This window comes from Bacteroides caecicola (assembly GCF_023337095.1).
Taxonomy (GTDB): Bacteria; Bacteroidota; Bacteroidia; order Bacteroidales; family Bacteroidaceae; genus Phocaeicola; species Phocaeicola gallinarum.
In genome coordinates this window covers 268,151-288,342 of sequence record NZ_JAMBLM010000004.1, presented here as the reverse complement: position 1 = coordinate 288,342, position 20,192 = coordinate 268,151, and the positions used below count along the sequence as shown (strand labels likewise).

Annotated in this window: 15 protein-coding genes and 1 pseudogene; 5 read left to right on the top strand and 11 right to left on the bottom strand. The window is 48.2% G+C overall.

Features of this window, described 5'->3' with window-relative positions; translation table 11 throughout:
- Nucleotides 1-120: 120 nt before the first annotated feature.
- From clpB to M3085_RS05920, 3 genes are all read left to right on the top strand, one after another.
- The gene (clpB, locus tag M3085_RS05930) at nt 121-2,709 is read left to right on the top strand and encodes an ATP-dependent chaperone ClpB (protein WP_249052514.1); all 2,589 of its coding nucleotides are present in this window, start codon (nt 121-123) and stop codon (nt 2,707-2,709) included.
- Between the two features lie 181 nt (nt 2,710-2,890).
- Nucleotides 2,891-3,763, top strand: coding sequence for an MBL fold metallo-hydrolase (locus M3085_RS05925; RefSeq protein WP_204499276.1), 873 nt, complete (start codon nt 2,891-2,893; stop codon nt 3,761-3,763).
- Nucleotides 3,764-3,921: 158 nt separating this feature from the next.
- On the top strand, nt 3,922-4,911 hold the full coding sequence (locus tag M3085_RS05920; RefSeq protein ID WP_249052513.1) for a DUF362 domain-containing protein: 990 nt from the start codon (nt 3,922-3,924) through the stop codon (nt 4,909-4,911).
- A gap of 108 nt (nt 4,912-5,019) precedes the next feature.
- Here M3085_RS05920 and M3085_RS05915 read toward each other — a convergent pair whose 3' ends face one another.
- The 6 genes from M3085_RS05915 to M3085_RS05890 form a co-directional block, all read right to left on the bottom strand.
- Complete coding sequence (locus tag M3085_RS05915; protein WP_191709670.1) at nt 5,020-5,637, bottom strand: outer membrane beta-barrel protein; 618 nt, start codon at nt 5,635-5,637, stop codon at nt 5,020-5,022.
- A gap of 310 nt (nt 5,638-5,947) precedes the next feature.
- Nucleotides 5,948-6,346, bottom strand: a complete 399-nt coding sequence (locus M3085_RS05910; protein WP_249052512.1) for a hypothetical protein — start codon at nt 6,344-6,346, stop codon at nt 5,948-5,950.
- Nucleotides 6,330-6,881, bottom strand: coding sequence for a hypothetical protein (locus M3085_RS05905; RefSeq protein ID WP_249052511.1), 552 nt, complete (start codon nt 6,879-6,881; stop codon nt 6,330-6,332). Before M3085_RS05905 ends, M3085_RS05910 begins: the two co-directional genes overlap by 17 nt.
- Before the next feature lie 104 nt (nt 6,882-6,985).
- The gene (gene ettA / locus M3085_RS05900; RefSeq protein WP_178257382.1) at nt 6,986-8,674 is read right to left on the bottom strand and encodes an energy-dependent translational throttle protein EttA; all 1,689 of its coding nucleotides are present in this window, start codon (nt 8,672-8,674) and stop codon (nt 6,986-6,988) included.
- A gap of 53 nt (nt 8,675-8,727) precedes the next feature.
- On the bottom strand, nt 8,728-9,549 hold the full coding sequence (gene panB, locus M3085_RS05895) for a 3-methyl-2-oxobutanoate hydroxymethyltransferase (RefSeq protein WP_178257383.1): 822 nt from the start codon (nt 9,547-9,549) through the stop codon (nt 8,728-8,730).
- A gap of 195 nt (nt 9,550-9,744) precedes the next feature.
- Nucleotides 9,745-10,395, bottom strand: a complete 651-nt coding sequence (locus M3085_RS05890; RefSeq protein WP_204499268.1) for an HAD family hydrolase — start codon at nt 10,393-10,395, stop codon at nt 9,745-9,747.
- 99 nt (nt 10,396-10,494) lie between these two features.
- Here M3085_RS05890 and M3085_RS05885 point away from each other — a divergent pair, with 99 nt between their 5' ends.
- On the top strand, nt 10,495-11,850 hold the full coding sequence (locus tag M3085_RS05885; protein WP_191709865.1) for an MATE family efflux transporter: 1,356 nt from the start codon (nt 10,495-10,497) through the stop codon (nt 11,848-11,850).
- Here the strand turns inward: M3085_RS05885 and M3085_RS05880 are convergent.
- The 3 genes from M3085_RS05880 to M3085_RS05870 form a co-directional block, all read right to left on the bottom strand.
- Nucleotides 11,843-13,096: an Nramp family divalent metal transporter gene (locus M3085_RS05880; protein WP_249052510.1), complete on the bottom strand. Its 1,254-nt coding sequence runs from the start codon at nt 13,094-13,096 to the stop codon at nt 11,843-11,845. The genes M3085_RS05885 and M3085_RS05880 overlap by 8 nt on opposite strands.
- A gap of 101 nt (nt 13,097-13,197) precedes the next feature.
- Complete coding sequence (locus tag M3085_RS05875) at nt 13,198-14,418, bottom strand: clostripain-related cysteine peptidase (protein WP_249052509.1); 1,221 nt, start codon at nt 14,416-14,418, stop codon at nt 13,198-13,200.
- Between the two features lie 6 nt (nt 14,419-14,424).
- Nucleotides 14,425-14,829 (bottom strand): hypothetical protein, encoded by a 405-nt coding sequence (locus M3085_RS05870; RefSeq protein WP_204499260.1) that lies wholly within the window; start codon nt 14,827-14,829, stop codon nt 14,425-14,427.
- Between the two features lie 385 nt (nt 14,830-15,214).
- Here M3085_RS05870 and uvrA point away from each other — a divergent pair, with 385 nt between their 5' ends.
- Complete coding sequence (uvrA, locus tag M3085_RS05865) at nt 15,215-18,004, top strand: excinuclease ABC subunit UvrA (RefSeq protein WP_249052508.1); 2,790 nt, start codon at nt 15,215-15,217, stop codon at nt 18,002-18,004.
- A gap of 100 nt (nt 18,005-18,104) precedes the next feature.
- Here the strand turns inward: uvrA and uxuA are convergent.
- Nucleotides 18,105-19,290 (bottom strand): annotated as a pseudogene (gene uxuA / locus M3085_RS05860) (mannonate dehydratase).
- A gap of 32 nt (nt 19,291-19,322) precedes the next feature.
- Nucleotides 19,323-20,138, bottom strand: a complete 816-nt coding sequence (locus M3085_RS05855) for an SDR family oxidoreductase (protein WP_178257160.1) — start codon at nt 20,136-20,138, stop codon at nt 19,323-19,325.
- Between the last annotated feature and the right edge of the window lie 54 nt (nt 20,139-20,192).

The window sequence follows — 20,192 nt, the reverse complement described above, 5'->3', positions numbered from 1 at the left end:
GATTCAGAACGTTTTTTGGAGGTTGGCAAAGATTTTGGGGTTTAGTTGGCGTTCCGATTAACCCGGATAGGGAAAAAGGAACAGAAATAACCCTGATAAAAATAGAAAGGAGAACATTATATGAACTTTAACAACTTTACAATCAAATCGCAAGAAGCGGTGCAACAGGCTGTCAACTTGGTACAGACCAACGGACAGCAGGCCATCGAACCGGAACACTTGCTGGCAGGCGTGCTGAAAGTAGGAGAAAACGTTACAAATTTCCTCTTCCAGAAACTGGGCATGAACGGTCAGCAAATCGCTACGGTACTTAACAGGCAAATCGCTTCGCTGCCGAAGGTATCGGGAGGAGAACCTTACCTGAGCCGCGACACCAACGAGGTATTGCAGAAAGCTGTGGAATACTCAAAGGAACTGGGCGACGAATATGTTTCGCTGGAGGCTATCATCCTCGCTTTGTTGAACGTGAAAAGTACCGTGTCTACCATGTTGAAGGATGCGGGCATGACAGATAAGGAACTGCGTGCTGCCATCTCGGAACTGAGACAGGGACAGAAAGTAACGTCGCAGTCGAGCGAAGACACTTACCAGTCGCTGAACAAGTATGCCGTCAACCTCATCGAAGCGGCGCGTAACGGAAAGCTCGACCCGGTTATCGGACGTGACGAGGAAATCCGCCGGGTACTGCAAATCTTGAGCCGCCGAACCAAGAACAACCCGATTCTGATAGGTGAACCGGGTACGGGTAAAACGGCTATCGTAGAGGGGCTTGCGCAACGTATCCTGCGTGGCGACGTGCCCGAAAACCTGAAGAACAAGCAGCTCTACTCACTGGATATGGGTGCGCTTGTTGCGGGTGCAAAATACAAAGGTGAGTTTGAGGAACGACTGAAATCGGTTATCAACGAGGTAACGAAATCGGAAGGAAACATCATCTTGTTCATCGATGAGATTCATACGCTGGTGGGTGCCGGAAAGGGTGAAGGCGCAATGGATGCGGCAAACATCCTGAAACCGGCGTTGGCACGTGGCGAACTGAGAAGCATCGGTGCGACAACCCTCGATGAGTATCAGAAGTATTTTGAAAAAGATAAGGCGCTGGAGCGTCGTTTCCAGACCGTAATGGTAGACGAACCGGATACGGCAAGTTCTATTTCCATCCTGCGTGGACTGAAGGAGCGTTACGAGAACCACCATCAGGTACGTATCAAAGATGAGGCGATTATCGCTGCGGTAGAGTTGAGTAACCGTTACATTACCGACCGTTTCTTGCCGGACAAGGCAATCGACCTGATGGATGAAGCGGCTGCTAAACTGAGAATGGAGCGCGACTCGCTTCCGGAGGAACTTGACGAAATAGAGCGTCGGTTAAAACAGCTCGAAATAGAACGCGAAGCTATCAAGCGCGAGAAAGACGAAGCGAAATTGGCTCAGCTGAACAAAGAAATAGCCGAGCTGAAAGAGCAGGAAACGTCGTACAAGGCTAAATGGCAGAGCGAAAAGGAACTGGTGAACAAAATTCAGCAGAACAAGCAACAGATAGAACAACTGAAGTTTGAAGCGGAACGTGCCGAACGGGAAGGCGACTACGGAAAAGTGGCAGAGATTCGGTACGGTAAGTTGCAAGCCTTAGAGAATGAGATAAAAAGCATCCAAGAGGACTTGAAACGCAAGCAGGGCGACAACGCCATGATTAAAGAGGAAGTTACCGCCGAAGACATTGCCGACGTGGTATCACGCTGGACGGGAATACCGGTAAGCAAGATGATGCAGAGCGAACGCGACAAGTTGCTTCACTTGGAGGACGAACTGCATAAGCGTGTAGTGGGTCAGGACGAGGCTATTCAGGCAGTGGCAGACGCCGTCCGCCGCAGCCGTGCCGGACTGCAAGACCCGAAGCGTCCGATTGGTTCGTTTATCTTCCTCGGTACCACGGGTGTCGGTAAAACAGAGTTGGCGAAAGCATTGGCAGAATACCTGTTCGATGACGAGTCGCTGATGACACGTATCGACATGAGCGAGTATCAGGAAAAGCATTCAGTGTCTCGATTGATTGGTGCGCCTCCGGGATATGTAGGTTACGATGAAGGCGGTCAGCTTACCGAGGCAGTGCGCCGCAAACCGTATTCAGTAGTGTTGTTCGATGAAATCGAGAAGGCTCACCCCGACGTGTTCAACATCTTGCTGCAAGTGTTGGACGACGGACGTCTGACGGATAACAAGGGACGGACGGTGAACTTTAAGAATACCATCATCATCATGACTTCGAATCTCGGCAGTGCGTACATCCAGAGTCAGTTTGAGAAGATAACGGATGCTAACCACGACCAGATAGTAGAGGAAACGAAGACGGAAGTGCTGAACATGCTGAAGAAAACCATACGCCCGGAGTTCTTGAACCGTATCGATGAAATCATCATGTTCCAACCGTTGAACAAGCCTCAGATAGAACAAATCGTGCGCTTGCAGATAAATGGCATCCGGAAGATGTTGGAGGAAAACGGCGTAACGTTGCAACTGAGCGACCAAGCCATCAACTTCATCGCTACCGCCGGTTACGACCCCGAATTTGGTGCGCGTCCGGTAAAACGTGCCATCCAGCGTTACCTGCTGAACGACTTGTCGAAGAAACTGCTTTCACAGGAAGTAGACCGCACGAAACCGATTATCGTGGAGCGGAGCAGCGATGGACTGATGTTCCGCAACTGATAAATCCCAAATACTTAACCACAACGGGGATTGGCTCTTTCAGAGGGTCAATCCCCTCTTTTTTTGTCCCGCATCCGGTATCTTTTATCCGAATTTAAGGAACTCAGCCTGCGGGTAGCTACAAGATATCCAAGAGAATATGTTATTTTTGCGGATAGAACGATTTTAAAATCTCATTCGTATGAAAAATAATTATTTGAAGAAAGGTGCAGGGCTGCTGCTTGCATCGGCCTTTCTGCTATCGGCTTGTGGCGGAAATGCACAAAAGAAACAAGAGAATGAAACTCAGCCTGCCCCGGTTACTGCTGCTGCATCGGGCGTACAAACCTTACAAGCCGGCAATGTAACAATAACATGGATACAAGACAACGCAGAAGACAAACTCATGCCTCGCAGCTTGTTCTCTGATGCTCCCGACAGCATCATCAACCAACTTTCATTGCAAGCGGGCATTCCCTCCAGCGTAAGTACGTTCGTTATTAAGACGGACAGCCTGCGTATTTTATTCGATACCGGACTGGGAGCACCAGACAGCAGGCTTGCCGAAGGACTGGAATCAACAGGTATGACTCCCAATGATATTGACTGCCTATACCTCACCCATTTACACGGAGACCATATCGGCGGAATGCTGAAAGGCGACAGCATTGTGTTTCCCAACGCCGAGGTTTATGTTTCAAAAACGGAATATGATGCGTGGATGAACATGCCCGGACAACAGAAAGCACAAGCGATGCGGACGATGGAGAAGTATAAAAACCACCTTCACTTATTCGAGTTCGGAGATACCCTGCCCGGAAACGTAATCGCCATTGATGCAACCGGGCACACACCCGGACATACGGCTTTTCAGGTGGGCAAGGTGCTTGTGGCGGGCGACTTAATGCACGGGGCAGCATTACAGAAGCCTCATCCCGAATACTGTGCCAACTATGATATGGATAAGAAAAAAGCCGCAGAAACGCGCGTACGCATCTTAAACTACGTACAGGAAAACAAGCTGGTTATGGCGGGAATGCACCTGCCCGCACCGGCTTTCTTACAACCCGAATAACCGACCTTCCGGACGTTATTCCTCTTATATAGGGATACTACATAGCAAGCTGTAATTCGGGTTATTATTTCGGTAATTTATCTACATGGATATAAGTTTTTCGGCTGTAATTTTGCATCATGAAAATATTGTAATAACACATCAAAATAACATTGCGTATGAAACTGATTAACTGTATGCGTATGGCGGTATGTTCACTGGCGATGCTGGTCGGAACAAGTTGCCTTCAGGCTAAAGACTCCGGAAAAGAAGAGGCTGACAAGGTAGCCAACCTTCCGAAAGTATATATGTATAAAGAGATTTCGGCAGACAATCTGGTGAAAATCTATAAGGCATTGGGCCGCGAGGCGAAAGGCAAGGTAGCCGTAAAGCTGTCGACGGGTGAACCGGGCGGACACAATTTCCTTCAGCCCGAACTGATAAAGAATCTGGTACAGGAGGTGAACGGAACCATCGTGGAATGTAACACGGCGTATGCCGGCAAGCGTTCGAGTACGGAAGACCATCTGAAGGCTGCCGAAGACCACGGGTTTACCAAGATAGCCAAAGTAGTAATCATGGATGCCGAAGGAGAAGCATCGCTTCCGGTAACAGGAGGCAAGCACCTGAAGGAAGACTTTGTTGGGAAAGACTATTTGAATTATGATTTTACCATCATCCTGTCGCACTTCAAGGGGCACGCGATGGGTGGTTTCGGAGGAGCCATCAAAAACATGTCTATCGGTATTGCCTCATCCCACGGGAAAGCATGGATTCACTCGGCGGGGAAAACCAAGAATCCGGACGAAATGTGGGGCAACTTGCCGGAACAGGATGATTTCCTCGAATCGATGGCTGAGGCTGCGAAAGCGGTGGCAGACCATTGCGGCAACAATATTTTATATATAAGTGTGGCAAATAATCTGTCAGTCGACTGCGACTGTGATTCTTCGCCCGAAGATCCGAAGATGGGTGACATAGGTATTCTTGCTTCGCTCGACCCCGTTGCGCTCGACAGGGCTTGCACTGATTTGGTCCGCTCATCGAAAGACCACGGGAAAATCCACCTCATCGAACGCATCGACTCGCGCCACGGGATGCACACGCTCGACCATGCCGAGGCGTTGGGAATGGGCAGCCAAAAATATGAACTTATAACACTGGATTAAGACGAAAACCTATCCGATTCAATAACTTAACGTCAGCTTAATGGCGGATGATGTAGAGATTGCATCATCCGCCATGTGATTTATAAAAAGGTTAAAAGGATGGGAAGGTTAGAATTTATAGCCCACACCTATGCGGAACAGCAAGCGGCGGGGTTCTCTGTATTCTTGATTACGGCGAAGGAAGGAATACTTCACGTCTAATCCGTAGAACCAATGCTTATGGTTCAGCGTAACGCCAAGCTGAACACCCCCGTTGAAGCGGTCGCGTCCGCCGATGGAATAAGAATCGCGTTTGCCTTCGGTTACTTTCGATGTACCGGATGTCAGGTCAGACTCCACGTTTACATCTTTCATCACGCCAAACAGCTTGTAGTTGGCAAATACACCTCCCGACACGCGCAAATCGAACGGACAGAGGGGAATATTATAACCTACCTGCAAAGGAAGCTCCAAACTGTAAACGTCGTTAAAGCCTTTCACATCGCTTATGCTGATGCGGTGGCTTGTCCGTGTAAACAACAGTTGAGGCTGGAAATACCACTGTTCGCTCAATTTCACATCATACAGTCCGCCGAGGTAAAATCCGGGTCGTGCCCCGTCAAAGTCCGCCTTATCCGTACAACTGAAAGACCAACCCAATCCTCCTGTCACTCCCCAACGGTTTTGTGCCGCAACAGGAAAAACTGACAATACTGTCAAAACAAGAATCAATACTTTTTTCTTCATAACTACATTATTTTATTTTTAGGAATCTGTTTAAGTTTTCCGGTCTTATTAAAGTCGTAAAAATTCTATTCGAAAGACAGGCCTGTCCTATGGGTAGAACCGACCAACGCATCCGCAAGAAACAGGTTACGCTAACGGTTGCGTTTTCGGGTGCTTCCGAAGGTAAATTTTGCCTGCCATTGGTAAAAGTTTACGGGGACAAAAGTAGGACATTCGCAAGAGAACATAAAAAAAACGCTATAACATCATAAAGACTTATAGCGTTGATTATTAATGGATAAGAGTTTACAACTATAACGAATAAGAGTTTTTATTGTTTCATCTTCTCTTTCAAACGATATTTCCGCTGGTTTATAGGTTGCGTATTAGAAAATCCCAAACACAAAGCAATAGAGAGCGAGTCAAGGTTAGTATGCGAAAGGCAAAGATAAAGTAAATCTTCATCTGTCAGCCGGGGATATTTCTCTTTCATGGAGCATATATAATCATCATATATTCTCCCAATAACATCGTACAAGTGCGAACGTTCCGTCATTGTGAGGACTTTTCGCTCTTTCTCTTTACATTTCTGAGTTGACAGTTTCTGTATTTTCGCATAAATGCTACTTTGCTCAAACAGCCAACTGCGCAAATTCAACTGCTCTTTTTCTAACTGACGAATCTTTTCTTCACGACTACCAACCTCTAAGTCTTTATCTCTTACCTGCATTTCCAACAAGGAAATAACAGATTGGTGTTCTTTTATTGCCTTTTGCAGAATACTTAACTTGAAAATTGCTGTCGGCATACCATCCCCCCAGCGAATTATACAGTAACAACCGGCAACGTGTCTCCTGCGGATAATCTTCCAATACCTCCAAAGCCTTCAACGCATTATCTATGACTTCCTGACGTTCGCCCATCTCGCCCTGCAAACGACTTTTATAGAGCAAGGCAAATGCCTTTTCAAGGTCGCCGTCGCCGTAATAGCCGATGGCAACGTTCAGCAACGAATCGCAGGGTAGTAAGGATTGTTCGCTTTTGCCGGTGGCTTTAGCCAACAAAATGGCATAGTAGGCACAATGGGATTCCGGCATTTCGGATAAGTCCATGCGGCGCAATACGGTCAGTGCGCTGTCGGGACGGGTATCGACATAATCGGATACCTGACGGAGCGTGAGTGGCAAAGGCTCGCTGTTCCGGCAAGAAAAGAGGGTGCTTACCAGCGTAAGCCACAGGGTGAAAACGGGTAACAAGGATTTCATATATACACAGGTTATCGAGAGTGAACGAAACACAGATTATGCGGAAACCGATTCGGCTCGCCGCATAATCCGTGTATCAATACAGTGAAACGAACAAGCGGAGGTTAATCTTCCATCAGCTTGCGGTAACGTACGCGCTTAGGCTCTACGTTGCCCATGCGTTTCAGCTTGTTTGCTTCGTATTCGGTGTACGAACCTTCGAAGTAGAACACTTGGCTGTCTCCCTCGAAAGCAAGGATGTGGGTACAGATACGGTCGAGGAACCAACGGTCGTGGCTGATTACCACGGCGCATCCGGCAAAGTCTTCCAAACCTTCTTCCAGTGCGCGCAGCGTGTTGACGTCGATGTCGTTGGTCGGCTCGTCGAGCAGCAACACGTTACCCTCTTCTTTCAGCGCCATTGCCAAGTGGAGGCGGTTACGCTCACCGCCCGAAAGCATTCCGCACAGTTTTTCTTGGTCGGAACCGGAGAAGTTGAAGCGGCTCAGGTATGCGCGGGCATTTACATCGCGATTCCCCATGCGCAGGATGTCGTTTCCGCCACTGATTACTTGATATACCGTTTTGTTCGGGTCTATATCCTTATGTTGCTGGTCTACGTATGCCACCTTCACCGTCTCGCCTACTTCAAACTCGCCTTTGTCGGGAGTTTCGAGTCCCATAATCAGACGGAACAAGGTTGTTTTTCCTGCGCCGTTCGGACCTATCACACCCACAATGCCGTTGGGCGGAAGCATGAAGTTGAGGTCATCGAACAGCAGCTTGTCGCCATACGCCTTCGCCACATGTTTCGCCTCGATAACTTTGTTACCCAAGCGCGGTCCGTTCGGGATGAAGATTTCAAGTTTCTCTTCTTTTTCCTTCACATCTTCGTTCAGCAACTTGTCGTAAGAGTTCAAACGTGCCTTACCTTTCGCCTGACGAGCCTTCGGAGCCATGCGCACCCATTCCAACTCGCGCTCCAGCGTTTTGCGTCGTTTGCTTGCCACTTTCTCTTCCATCTCCATGCGTTTGGTCTTCTGCTCCAGCCAGCTTGAGTAATTTCCTTTCCACGGAATACCTTCGCCGCGGTCAAGTTCCAGAATCCAGCCAGCCACGTGGTCGAGGAAATAGCGGTCGTGAGTAACAGCGATTACCGTTCCTTCGTACTGCTGCAAGTGCTGCTCCAGCCAGTCGATGCTTTCGGCATCCAAATGGTTGGTAGGCTCATCGAGCAGCAACACGTCGGGCTTCTGAAGCAGCAAGCGGCACAAAGCCACACGGCGGCGTTCTCCACCCGACAGGTGTTTCACCAACTGGTCTTCGGGCGGACAGCGCAAAGCATCCATCGCACGCTCCAACTTGCTGTCGAGGTTCCACGCATCGGTAGCGTCGATAATGTCTTGCAGTTCGGCTTGGCGGGCAAAGAGCGCATCCATCTTCTCCGGGTCTTCATAATACTCCGGAAGTCCGAATTTGTTATTGATTTCCTCGTACTCGGCAAGCGTGTCCACTACTTGCTGTACGCCCTCCATCACAACTTCTTTTACCGTTTTCGTATCGTCAAGCTGCGGTTCCTGTGCCAGATAACCAACCGAATATCCCGGTGAGAATACCACCTCGCCCTGATAGCTGGTGTCTAACCCTGCAATAATTTTCATCAAGGTAGACTTACCCGAACCGTTCAGACCGATGATACCGATTTTCGCACCATAGAAGAAAGAAAGGTAGATGTCTTTCAATACTTGCTTGTTGTTCTGGAATGATTTGCTCACTCCAACCATTGAAAAGATAATTTTTTTGTCGTCTGCCATATTCTTATAATCATTTTTGAGGTTTCTATTCAGGTGACAAGGCGAGCCGGAAATTAATATTGTTCCGCCTCGTTCGGGAAGTCGCACGACTTGACATCTGCCACGTATTGTCCGATGGCATCGGTCATTACCGTGTGCAGGTCGGCATAACGGCGCAGGAATTTAGGGCTGAAACCTTTCGTCATTCCCAGCATGTCGGCCACTACCAGCACTTGTCCGTCTACCGCTCCCCCGGCTCCGATACCGATTACCGGAATACTCAGTTCGCTTGTTACACGTTCCGCCAGTTTTGCGGGAATCTTTTCAAGTACCAGACCGAAACATCCTGCCTCTTCCAGCAAGTGAGCATCACGAATCAGCTTCTCCGCCTCGGCATCCTCTTTGGCACGCACGGTATAAGTTCCGTATTTATTGATAGACTGAGGCATCAGTCCCAAATGTCCCATTACCGGAATACCCGCACCGATGATGCGACGGATGGCATCGATTACTTCTTCGCCCCCTTCCAGCTTGAGCGCATCGGCATGGGTTTCTTTCATCATGCGGATGGCGTTGCTTACCCCCTCGTAGGGGTCTGCCTGATACGAACCGAAAGGCATGTCAATCACTACCAGCGCACGTTTGACACCGCGCATAACCGACTTGCCGTGATAAATCATCTGGTCTACCGTAATAGGAAGCGTGGTTACGTTTCCCGCCATTACGTTAGAAGCTGAGTCGCCTACCAGAATCACGTCCACTCCTGCCCCGTCTACTATCTGAGCCGTGGTATAGTCGTAAGAAGTAAGCATCGAAATCTTTTCTCCCCGCTGCTTCATCTCAAACAGACGGTGAGTTGTTACTTTACGGGTATCACCCGACAAATATCCTGCCATATCTTTGTTATTTATAGGTTAAAATACTGATTTATAGAATATAATCTTGTAAAACGATAATCATTAAAAGTGAGCCGATTTTACGCTAAAAACACATGCGGAAGAACGGACCATCCCATGCGGTAGCGTTAAGGAAAACAAGCCCAAGAACCTGATAGTTCATCCCGAAAGGTTTTTCAGCCTAAAAAAGTCCGGTTATCCGAGCAGCGCCATCATGTCGGCATACGTAAATGAAGTGAAATCGGGGATAACCAGCCGGCACTTGTCTTGGATGGCAGACTTCGGATTCGTGGTACTCAGTCCTACCACCGCCATGCCAGCCGCGTTTCCAGCCTCAAGCCCGTGAAAAGAATCCTCGAAAACCACACAGTTTCCGGGCACAGACCCAAACACCTCCGCCCCCAGCAAGAAGCAGTCGGGGGCAGGTTTCGAGCGGGTAAACATTTCTGCCGTCAGAATACGGTCTACCAACTCCTTCAGCTCCGGATGCTTGGCATACACATTCGCCATTTTCTTTTCATTCGAGCTGGTAACAATCGCTATCTTTACCCCGTTAGCCCGCAGCTGGCGCATAAAGTCGACCACCCCCGGAACGTACTCATAGTTCATTTCGCTCTCATAGCGGTTCAAGTCCTCGGTAATCCGGGCTTGCTCTGTTTCCATTCCCTGAAAATATTTTCCGTAAATCTGAGCAAGTGTCTGCCCCTTTATCATTGCTCCGAAAGTTTTACATTCCGGATGGAATTTCTTTCCTACCTCATTCCAAAAAACCGTATACTGTGATTCAGTATCCATCACCACCCCGTCGAAATCGAAGAGGGCAACTATACATTTCGTGATGTCCATTCTTAAAATTTATTTTTAGTTTGATTTAACGGCACAAAGTTCCGAAATATCGCTGTATCTTCCTAACTTTGCACCTCAAAATTAATGAAAACTAATTTTATGAAAGAAAACAATCCCCATATTTTGGGCGAAGCCCCTATCGGCAAGCTACTGTTACAATATTCTATTCCCGCCATTATCGGCATGACACTGACCTCGCTTTATAACATTATAGACAGTATTTTTATCGGACACGGCGTAGGCGCACTCGCCATTTCAGGATTGGCCATCACCTTTCCGCTGATGAACCTGCTGATTGCTTTCTGTACGCTTGTGGGCGTAGGGGGAGCTACGCTTTCGTCTATCCGTTTAGGACAGAAAGACACGCAGGGAGCGGAACATATTTTGGGGAATGTAACCATTCTCTGCATCATAAACGCGGTGTTTTATGGCGGAATAGCGTTTATTTTCTTGGATGACATTCTTTACTTTTTCGGCGCAAGCGATGCCACGCTGCCCTACGCACGCGACTTCATGCAGGTTATTTTGCTCGGAAGCCCCATTTCGTACGTGATGATCGGGCTGAACAACATCATGCGTGCTACCGGATATCCGAAAAAAGCGATGCTGTCTTCGATGCTTACCGTAGGGTGTAACATCATTCTTGCTCCGCTTTTCATCTTTGTTTTTGAATGGGGAATCCGGGGAGCTGCCCTCGCCACCATCGTATCGCAGTTTGTTGGCATGATATGGGTGCTTCATCATTTTTACAGTCCGCAAAGCTACATCCGCTTCAAACGTGCCAAAATGCGACTGAGAAAAACCATCATACTCAATATCTTCAGCATCGGGATGTCGCCTTTCGTAATGAATGTGTGTGCCTGCTGCATCGTTATCTTTATCAATAACCGCCTGTTAAACTATGGCGGCGACCTCGCTATCGGAGCTTTCGGTATCTTGAACCGTATCCAAATGCTATTTGTAATGATTGTAATGGGTATTACGATGGGTATGCAGCCCATTACAGGATACAACTACGGTGCACGCCATTATGACCGCGTACGCCACACACTGAAATTAGGCATTACCGCCGGAACGATTATCACCACCGCCGGATTTCTGGCAGGCGAACTGGTTCCGGGCGTATTCGTAGGCATGTTTACCGACAATCATGAACTGACCGACCAAGCCACGCTTGCGCTGCGCATCGGTGTTGCTGTCTTTCCCGTTATCGGTGCGCAAATCGTTATCACGCAGTTCTTCCAGTCTATCGGCAAGGCGGTAATATCCATTTTCCTGTCACTTTCGCGCCAGCTTTTATATCTGCTGCCGGGACTGGCTTTCCTGCCTTCGGTTTATGGCGTGAAAGGTGTGTGGCTCAGTATGCCGATATCCGACGCACTGGCGTTTATTACTGCCGTACTGATGCTGATTTATCACTTCAAGAAAATCCAAAAACAACCGTCCGTCAGCTGAACAGCAACATGATGTTCAGCACGGATACAATGGTAGCGATGGCGTAAAGTACGAATGAACTCCAGCGCGAGTTGGCGTATTGCCCCATCACGCGGCGCGAGGAAGTAAGCCCCACTTGCAGAAACACGGTAAACGGAAGCTGGATACTTAACATCATCTGCGAGATAATCAGACCCTGAAAGGGGTTTTCGATGAAAAGAATAAGCACCAGTGCCACACCCAATGACAGCAAGACACCTACCCGTGAGTGGATATCTTTGATGTGGTATGACTCGCTGAACATGCCGGCAAAGATGGAGCCTGCCGCCATGCCACTGGTTACGGTGGACGATATACCTGCCATCAGCAATGCCAGTGCGAAGATAACTCCCGCCTGACTGCCCAACAAGGGGTCGAGCAATGACTTTGCCTGCTGGAGTTCTTCTACCGGAGTGCGGTGAACGAAGAACGTGGCAGCAGCGAGCAATATCATCGCACTGTTGATAGCCCACCCTACTCCCATTGAGAACAGCGTATCATAAAACTCATACTTCAGCAACTTGCGGATGGAAGCATCGTCTTGTTTGTTATATTCGCGGCTCTGTACCACTTCGGAATGAAGGAACAGATTATGGGGCATTACCACAGCTCCCAGTACGCTCATAATAATCAGCATACTGCCTTGTGGTATATCGGGCACTACCCATGAGCGTGCCGCCAATGACCAATCAATATCCACCAAGAAAAGTTCGTAGAGAAAAGACAGCCCGATAACCGAAACGAAGGCGATGATTCCACGCTCGATGCGCTTATAAGAGTTGGTAAAAAGCATGATTACTACCAGTATGGTGGTAAGTACGGCACCCCACGCAATCGGTATGTCAAGCAGCATCTCTAAGGCTATTGCCCCGCCCAATATCTCTGCCAACGAGGTAGAGATGGAGGCAAGTACCGCACTGCCCAATATAGGACGCGACACCCATCGGGGTGCATACCGGGTAGCGGCTTCGCTCAAACAGAGTCCGGTTACAATGCCCAAATGAGCCACGTTATGCTGTAATACGATAAGCATGACGGTAGATAGCGTTACCACCCACAGCAGGGTATAACCAAATTCCGAACCGGCTGCGAAGTTCGATGCCCAGTTTCCGGGATCGATGAACCCTACCGTAACCAACAATCCGGGACCTATGTATTTAAAAAAATCAAGACCACCCAAATAACGCTGGTGGTCTTTCCTTTTCAGTTCTTTAATGAAATTCCACATAACTACTGTTTTTTGTTTTTATACATAACATCATACGTCCACGCAAGGTTTACCCACAAAAATAAAAAAGCAGTTACATGATAAAGAAGTCTTCAAGCAAATTAATTCAGCAGCCCGTCCCAACCCACTGCCTGATACCACGATATGGAAGTGCGGTAATAATCTTCCCAACTACTTCTAACTCCGGTATATTCGGGGAAGAACATGCCTATGCCGCAGAAACGGTCGGCATCCACTTCGGGTAAATAGCTATACTTACCCGGAATGCAACTCTTCGCTATAACGGCTTGGTCTAATGCGGTTTGGATGGAAGCGGGAATCGTTCCCCCATTCAACTGTCTGAAGAAATCGCCTATATCGAAAGAGAAATTCCGATAAGAGTTTGCGCCATATTGTTGTATGTTCTGATAATCAAGTGTGGAAATATCTGCGGCATGATTCTGAAGTTCGCCTGCCACAGCATCCACCAAGTTATCCAAGCGACTGCAATCGATTGCCGCACATGTTCCCCAACCGCTTTGATAATAATCTGTAAACGCCGTGCAAATACGCTGGTAATCCACGTCTGTATCCGACAAGTAATGGAACATCCGCTGGTAAGGGAATCCGGATGCAGGAGTTTCCATAACCGAAGCAATGCAATAGTCTGCCACGTTACGCAGCTCGTAGGCGACTTCTACCGAACCCATCATACAGGCATCCAGCAAAATAAAGTCAAGGTTTCCTGAAGCGAAAGAATTGGTCAAGACGTCGCGCAGTTCGGGAATGTTGATGGAATATCCGTCATCATCGCCAAATGCGCGTGACACGGTAGCAGATGCGGGCATCCATCCCGAAGCATGGGAACCGAATATCAAACCGTAACTGTTGCTCGGAGCCGCCGTCTGCATATCCCTGAACACCTGCGCCATCACTTCGGGGTCGGTAGCGTTATATCCCTCTGTTTCTATGTAGGTTCTCAGTACCGTAGCTTCGCCGAACACATCGCTGAATTCCTCCGTACTCAATGCCGAACGTCCGTTGATATGCCCCTTTCCGTCTGATATAAATTCCAAGATAGAAGGTTCGGTAAGCAACCCATCGTTTTGATTGGGACGATAATACACCAGTAACCTGCATGAATCAGAGTCTGTCGCCATATTCTGATACATCCACAGAATATTTGTTTTCAAGTATCTGTCCAGATTGGTAGCCGAATTGTTCGCCACCAAATAAACCAGAATCGTGCGTCCGTTGAATGATGCTTCTTCCTGTTCGGGGATTTCATTGGAACAAGAAGCAAGCATGGCTATAGTTACACATAAATATAACAACCGTTTCATAAGATATTAATATTCCGGTTTTTCAAACTTGAAAGAAGAATCCACATCACGGATAACCAATGTTCCGCCTTTCTGATATTTTTCTTTCAGCTTCTTCATCTCTTTCTCTAACTTCGCTTTCTTGCGGTTGAAGAACATAAAGCAGGTACGGTTTTGCTCGCCTTGCTTTTGCTCTAAATAATCTTTCAACTGGTAGCTGTAAGAGGCGCGGCCTACCAGCATGTCTTTCTCATCGACCGCAGCGCTGTCGACAAACTGGATGTCGGTAAAAAACACCAGCGAATCGGCAAACGAAGCTGATACGCCCGCAAGGTAAACACCGTATTTATTTTTATCTTTCGGCTGTTTGCTGAACGCAGACACGGCAAAAGCCGCAGCAAACAAAAAACAAATAATCTTAGTATATCGCATAACTTTCAAATTTATAGGCTACAAAGATACGAACTTACGGATAAAAATCAAATTTGAGGCGGCTATTTTACTCTATTTTAATAAGAAGCCAAAGGAGTTAGGAGGACTGAAAAACGCTACCCGAAGCGTAAGCAAGTTCTATGGGTAGAACCGGTCAACGCTACCGCATAAGATGAGTAACGCTACCCGAAGCGTTTTCGAGGTGTTTGCCACACCTCTTTTTCTCTTCATTTTCCGCGAAACAAAACAGCCTCAACTACCTGTCATACAGGCTGTCGGAGCCGGAACGTTCACTTTTTATATCTTCACTGCTTGCACAATCAAGATTTTCTTGATAACTTGCGTTTATTTTGAACGAACCCTCACAAAAACATAGTTTAGAAGCATGTCTGAAAGTAATTACATCTCGATTAAAGGAGCAAGGGTCAATAACCTGAAAAATATAAATGTAGATATTCCGCGAAACAAGTTGGTGGTTATCACCGGACTGTCCGGTTCGGGAAAATCATCGCTGGCGTTTGACACGCTTTACGCCGAAGGGCAACGCCGCTACGTGGAGAGCCTTTCGTCGTACGCACGCCAGTTCCTCGGACGAATGAGCAAGCCTGAATGTGATTTCATAAAAGGGATTCCGCCTGCCATCGCCATCGAACAAAAGGTTATCAGCCGGAACCCGCGCTCTACCGTGGGTACTTCGACGGAGATTTACGAGTATTTAAGATTGCTTTTTGCCCGCGTAGGCAAGACGTTTTCGCCCATCAGCGGACAGTTGGTAAAGAAAGACAGCCCGGAGGACATCGTAAACTGTATGCTTTCGTACCCGAAGGGAACGCGATATACCGTACTGACGCCCATCGTTCCACGCGACGGACGCACGCCTGCCGAACAGATAGAAATGGACTTGAAGCAGGGATTTACCCGGCTGGAAGTAGACGGCGAGATAGTACGCATTGAAGATTATACGTATGACGAAGCGGACAAGGTGTATCTGCTGATTGACCGCATGAGCTGTGACGACAGCAAGGATGCGTTGAGCCGACTGACGGACTCTGCCGAGACTGCCATGTTCGAGGGCGACGGCATGTGTCTGCTGCGCTTCTACCAACCCGACGGCGAAAGCAGGCTACACGCCTTCAGCACGAAGTTTGAGGCAGACGGCATCAAGTTTGAAGAACCTACCGACCAGATGTTTTCTTTTAACTCGCCCGTAGGCGCCTGCCCCACGTGTGAGGGGTTCGGCAAGATTATCGGCATCGACGAGCATTTGGTTATCCCTAATCGCGCACTGAGCGTGTACGACGGGGCGGTACTCTGCTGGCGGGGTGAAAAAATGAGCGAATGGCTGAACGAGTTTCTGCGCGAGGCTCCGGCGCACGACTTCCCTATCTTTGCCCCTTACTATGAACTGACGCAGGCGCAGAAAGATTACCTGTGGCACGGACCGCGCGATAAAGTCTGCATCGACTCTTTCTTTAAGATGCTGGAAGAAAATCAGTATAAAATCCAATACCGTGTCATGCTGGCACGGTATCGGGGAAAAACCGTCTGCCCCGAATGTCACGGAAGTCGGTTGAAAAAAGAAGCGAACTACGTAAAAGTGGGTGGAAAAAACATTTCCGACTTGGTGGAAATGCCCGTTTATCAGCTGAAAGAGTTTTTCCGCACATTGAAATTAGACGCGCACGATACCGCCATCGCCCAACGCCTGCTGAACGAAATCAACAACCGTCTGACGTTTTTGTCGGATGTGGGTTTGGGGTATCTTACACTGAACCGGCTGAGCAACACGCTTTCGGGCGGTGAAAGCCAGCGTATCAACCTCGCCACATCGTTGGGGAGCAGCCTCGTAGGTTCGCTTTACATCTTGGATGAACCCAGCATCGGACTACACAGCCGAGACACCGACCGACTTATAAAGGTATTGCGCCAGTTGCAGCAGTTGGGAAATACGGTGGTGGTAGTGGAACACGACGAGGAGATTATCCGTGCGGCAGACTACATCATCGACATCGGACCGAAAGCCGGCAGGTTAGGAGGCGAAATCGTTTATCAGGGCGACATGAAAGACCTGAAAAAAGGCAGCAACAGTTATACGGTGAAATATCTGCTGGGAGAGGAAACCATCGACTGTCCGCCCAACCATCGTTCGTGGAACAATTACATCGAAATAAAAGGTGCAAGAGAAAATAACCTGAAAGGCATCGACGTGCGTTTCCCACTCAACGTCATGACCGTGGTAACGGGAGTGAGCGGTTCGGGAAAAAGTACGCTGGTGCGCGACATCTTCTATAAAGCCCTGAAACGCGAGTACAGCGAAGCAAGCGAACGTCCCGGAGAGTTTATTTCACTCGAAGGAGACATAAAGCAGGTGAGCGACATCGAGTTTGTAGACCAGAACCCGATCGGAAAATCATCGCGAAGCAACCCCGTGACTTATGTCAAGGCATACGACGAAATACGCAAACTGTTTGCCGAACAGCCGCTTGCGAAACAGATGGGTTACTCTGCCGGCTACTTTTCGTTCAACACCGAAGGCGGACGCTGTGAGGAGTGTAAAGGCGAAGGAACGGTAACGGTAGAGATGCAGTTTATGGCAGACTTGGTATTGGAGTGTGAATCGTGTCACGGAAAACGCTTCAAGAGCGACACGCTTGAAATAAAGTTCGAAGGGAAAAGCATTTACGATATTCTGGAAATGACAGTCAACCAAGCCATCGAGTTTTTCACCGAACATAACCAGAAAAAGATAGTAAAAAAGCTGCTCCCCTTGCAAAGCGTGGGATTAGGCTACATCAAGTTAGGGCAATCATCGTCTACACTTTCGGGTGGCGAAAACCAGCGTGTGAAATTGGCTTACTTCCTCAGCATAGAAAAAGCACAGCCCACCATCTTTGTTTTCGACGAGCCGACTACCGGACTTCACTTTCACGACATCAAGAAACTGTTGGAAGTATTCGACTCGCTGATAACCCGCGGACATACGATTATCATCATTGAGCATAACATGGACGTAATCAAATGTGCCGACTACGTTATCGACCTCGGTCCGGAAGGAGGAGACAAGGGTGGAAACTTGGTAGTTTCCGGAACACCGGAAGAAGTAGCACAGTGTGCCGCTTCTTATACCGGGCAATATCTGGCAGAAAAGCTCCATACGCAGTCTCAAAACGCATAAACGGCATAAAAATAAATTCATGGACAAATCTTTAATAAAGACAAGTCCATGAATTTATCAAGAACCTGTTCCCGCCGAAACATACGAATGAAATCGTTTATCAGATGATTCCACGTTTCAATTCATCTGCCACTACCGCCATCATTCCTTCTACCTGACCTAACGCCAACATACGCCCGTGGAAGGAATAGCCGGCATTATAACCTTTGGTCTCATCGCCCAGCATCATCCTGCCGTGGTCTACACGCATTGGCAGTCCCGGATTCTCTTTCTCGAAGATACGAATCAAATCTATCAGATGACCGCGCCCGCCGAGGTGGGTACTTTCAATAAAGTTGCCACCGGGCATAGCCTCTGTGCTGCGCAAATGAACGAAATGGGTACGTTTGGCAAATTTCCGTGCCAGCTCGCGCGTGTCGTTATGCTCGCCTGCACTCAGCGAACCTGCACAGAAGGTTAACCCGTTATGCGGATTATCTACCGCATTCAAGAACCATGCTATATCTTCTTCATCGGTTACTATGCGCGGCAATCCGAGTATCTGGAAAGGCGGATCGTCGGGATGGACGCATACATTTACCCCGTATTCTTCGCAAACCGGCATGATGGCAGCAAGGAAATAGCGCATGTTCTCGCGCAAGGTATCGCGGTCGATACCCTCATACAGCGCCAGCAACCGTTTAAAAATTGCCACCGGATTCTTATCTCCTTCCCGAATATTTCCGTTGACGAAGCCTTGCGTCTTTACGATTATCGAATCAATAAGTTCATCCTTTTCGGCTTCGGTAATCACTTTATCGAGTTCTGCCACTTTGCGGAGTTCTTCATCGGTATAGTCCTGTTCGGCATTCTTACGCTCCAGAATCTTCACATCGAAGTAAGCAAAGCGCACACGGTCGTAATACAACGAACTGGTTCCGTCTGCCCACGGATGTTGCAAATCGGTACGTACCCAGTCGATTACGGGCATAAAGTTATAACAGATCGTTTTTACCCCACACTTACCTAAGTTAGCCAAACTGATTTTATAGTTTTCTATCAACTGCTCCCGCTCCGCTCCGGCGTATTTGATTGCCTCACATACCGGAAGACTCTCTAACCACTGACCAACGCAGACCGTATGACTCGATGTAGGTTTTCAGGTCGTTAATGGCTTCTTCTGTCCAGATATCCCCGTTAGGCACTTCGTGAAGAGCCGTTACGATACCCTCCACTCCGATCTGGCGCAGCATGGAAAGCGTTATTTTATCTTTCTTTCCAAACCATCTCCATGTTTTTTCCATCATTGCTGTTTCCTCCTTACATTATCTTCTTTTCATCATACCCCGCTGAATGCACTGAATCCACCGTCGATAGGCAACATCGCACCCGTTACAAAGCTGGCGGCATCGCTGCACAAGAACTGTACCGCGCCATTTAATTCGTTAATGTCTCCGAAACGCCCGAACGGTGTTTTCGCCAATACTTTCTTGCTGCGCTCAGTCAACGTTCCGTCGGGATTAATCAGCACACGACGGTTCTGGTCACCGATAAAAAAGCCCGGCGCAATGGCATTAACCCGAACACCGTCGCCATATTTCAATGCCATTTCCGTAGCCAGCCACTTGGTAAAGTTTGCCACAGCAGTTTTAGCAGCCGAATATCCCGGCACACGGGTCAAGGCACTGTAAGCAGCCATTGATGAAACATTGACGATACAACCGCTTTTCTGCTGTGCCATAACCTTACCGAATACCATCGACGGATAAACCGTACCGTTCATATTCAGATTTGTTACTTTTTCCCAGCAAGCTATGTCCATATCGTAGAAATTTTGGTCGGGGTCGAGTGTAGCTCCCGGCATGTTTCCGCCCGCAATGTTCAGTAATATGTCGATTTTCCCCCATTTGGCAACCACTTCATCCGCCACCTTCTGAAGACTCGCAATGTCCAATACGTTTCCTACAATACCGATCACCTCATCGCCATATTGTTTCAACTCCGTCACACGCTTATCCAACTGCTCCTGACGGATATCGAGAGCAACTATTTTCGCTCCTTGCTGTATGAAGTGCTGGGCAATATTGCCCCCTAACACACCACCGGCTCCCGTAATTACGGCTACCTTACCGGCAATACTAAATAATTCATTCATAAGTTTTATCTTTAAACTATCATATTCTCTTTTCAGACAAAAATACACGTATTT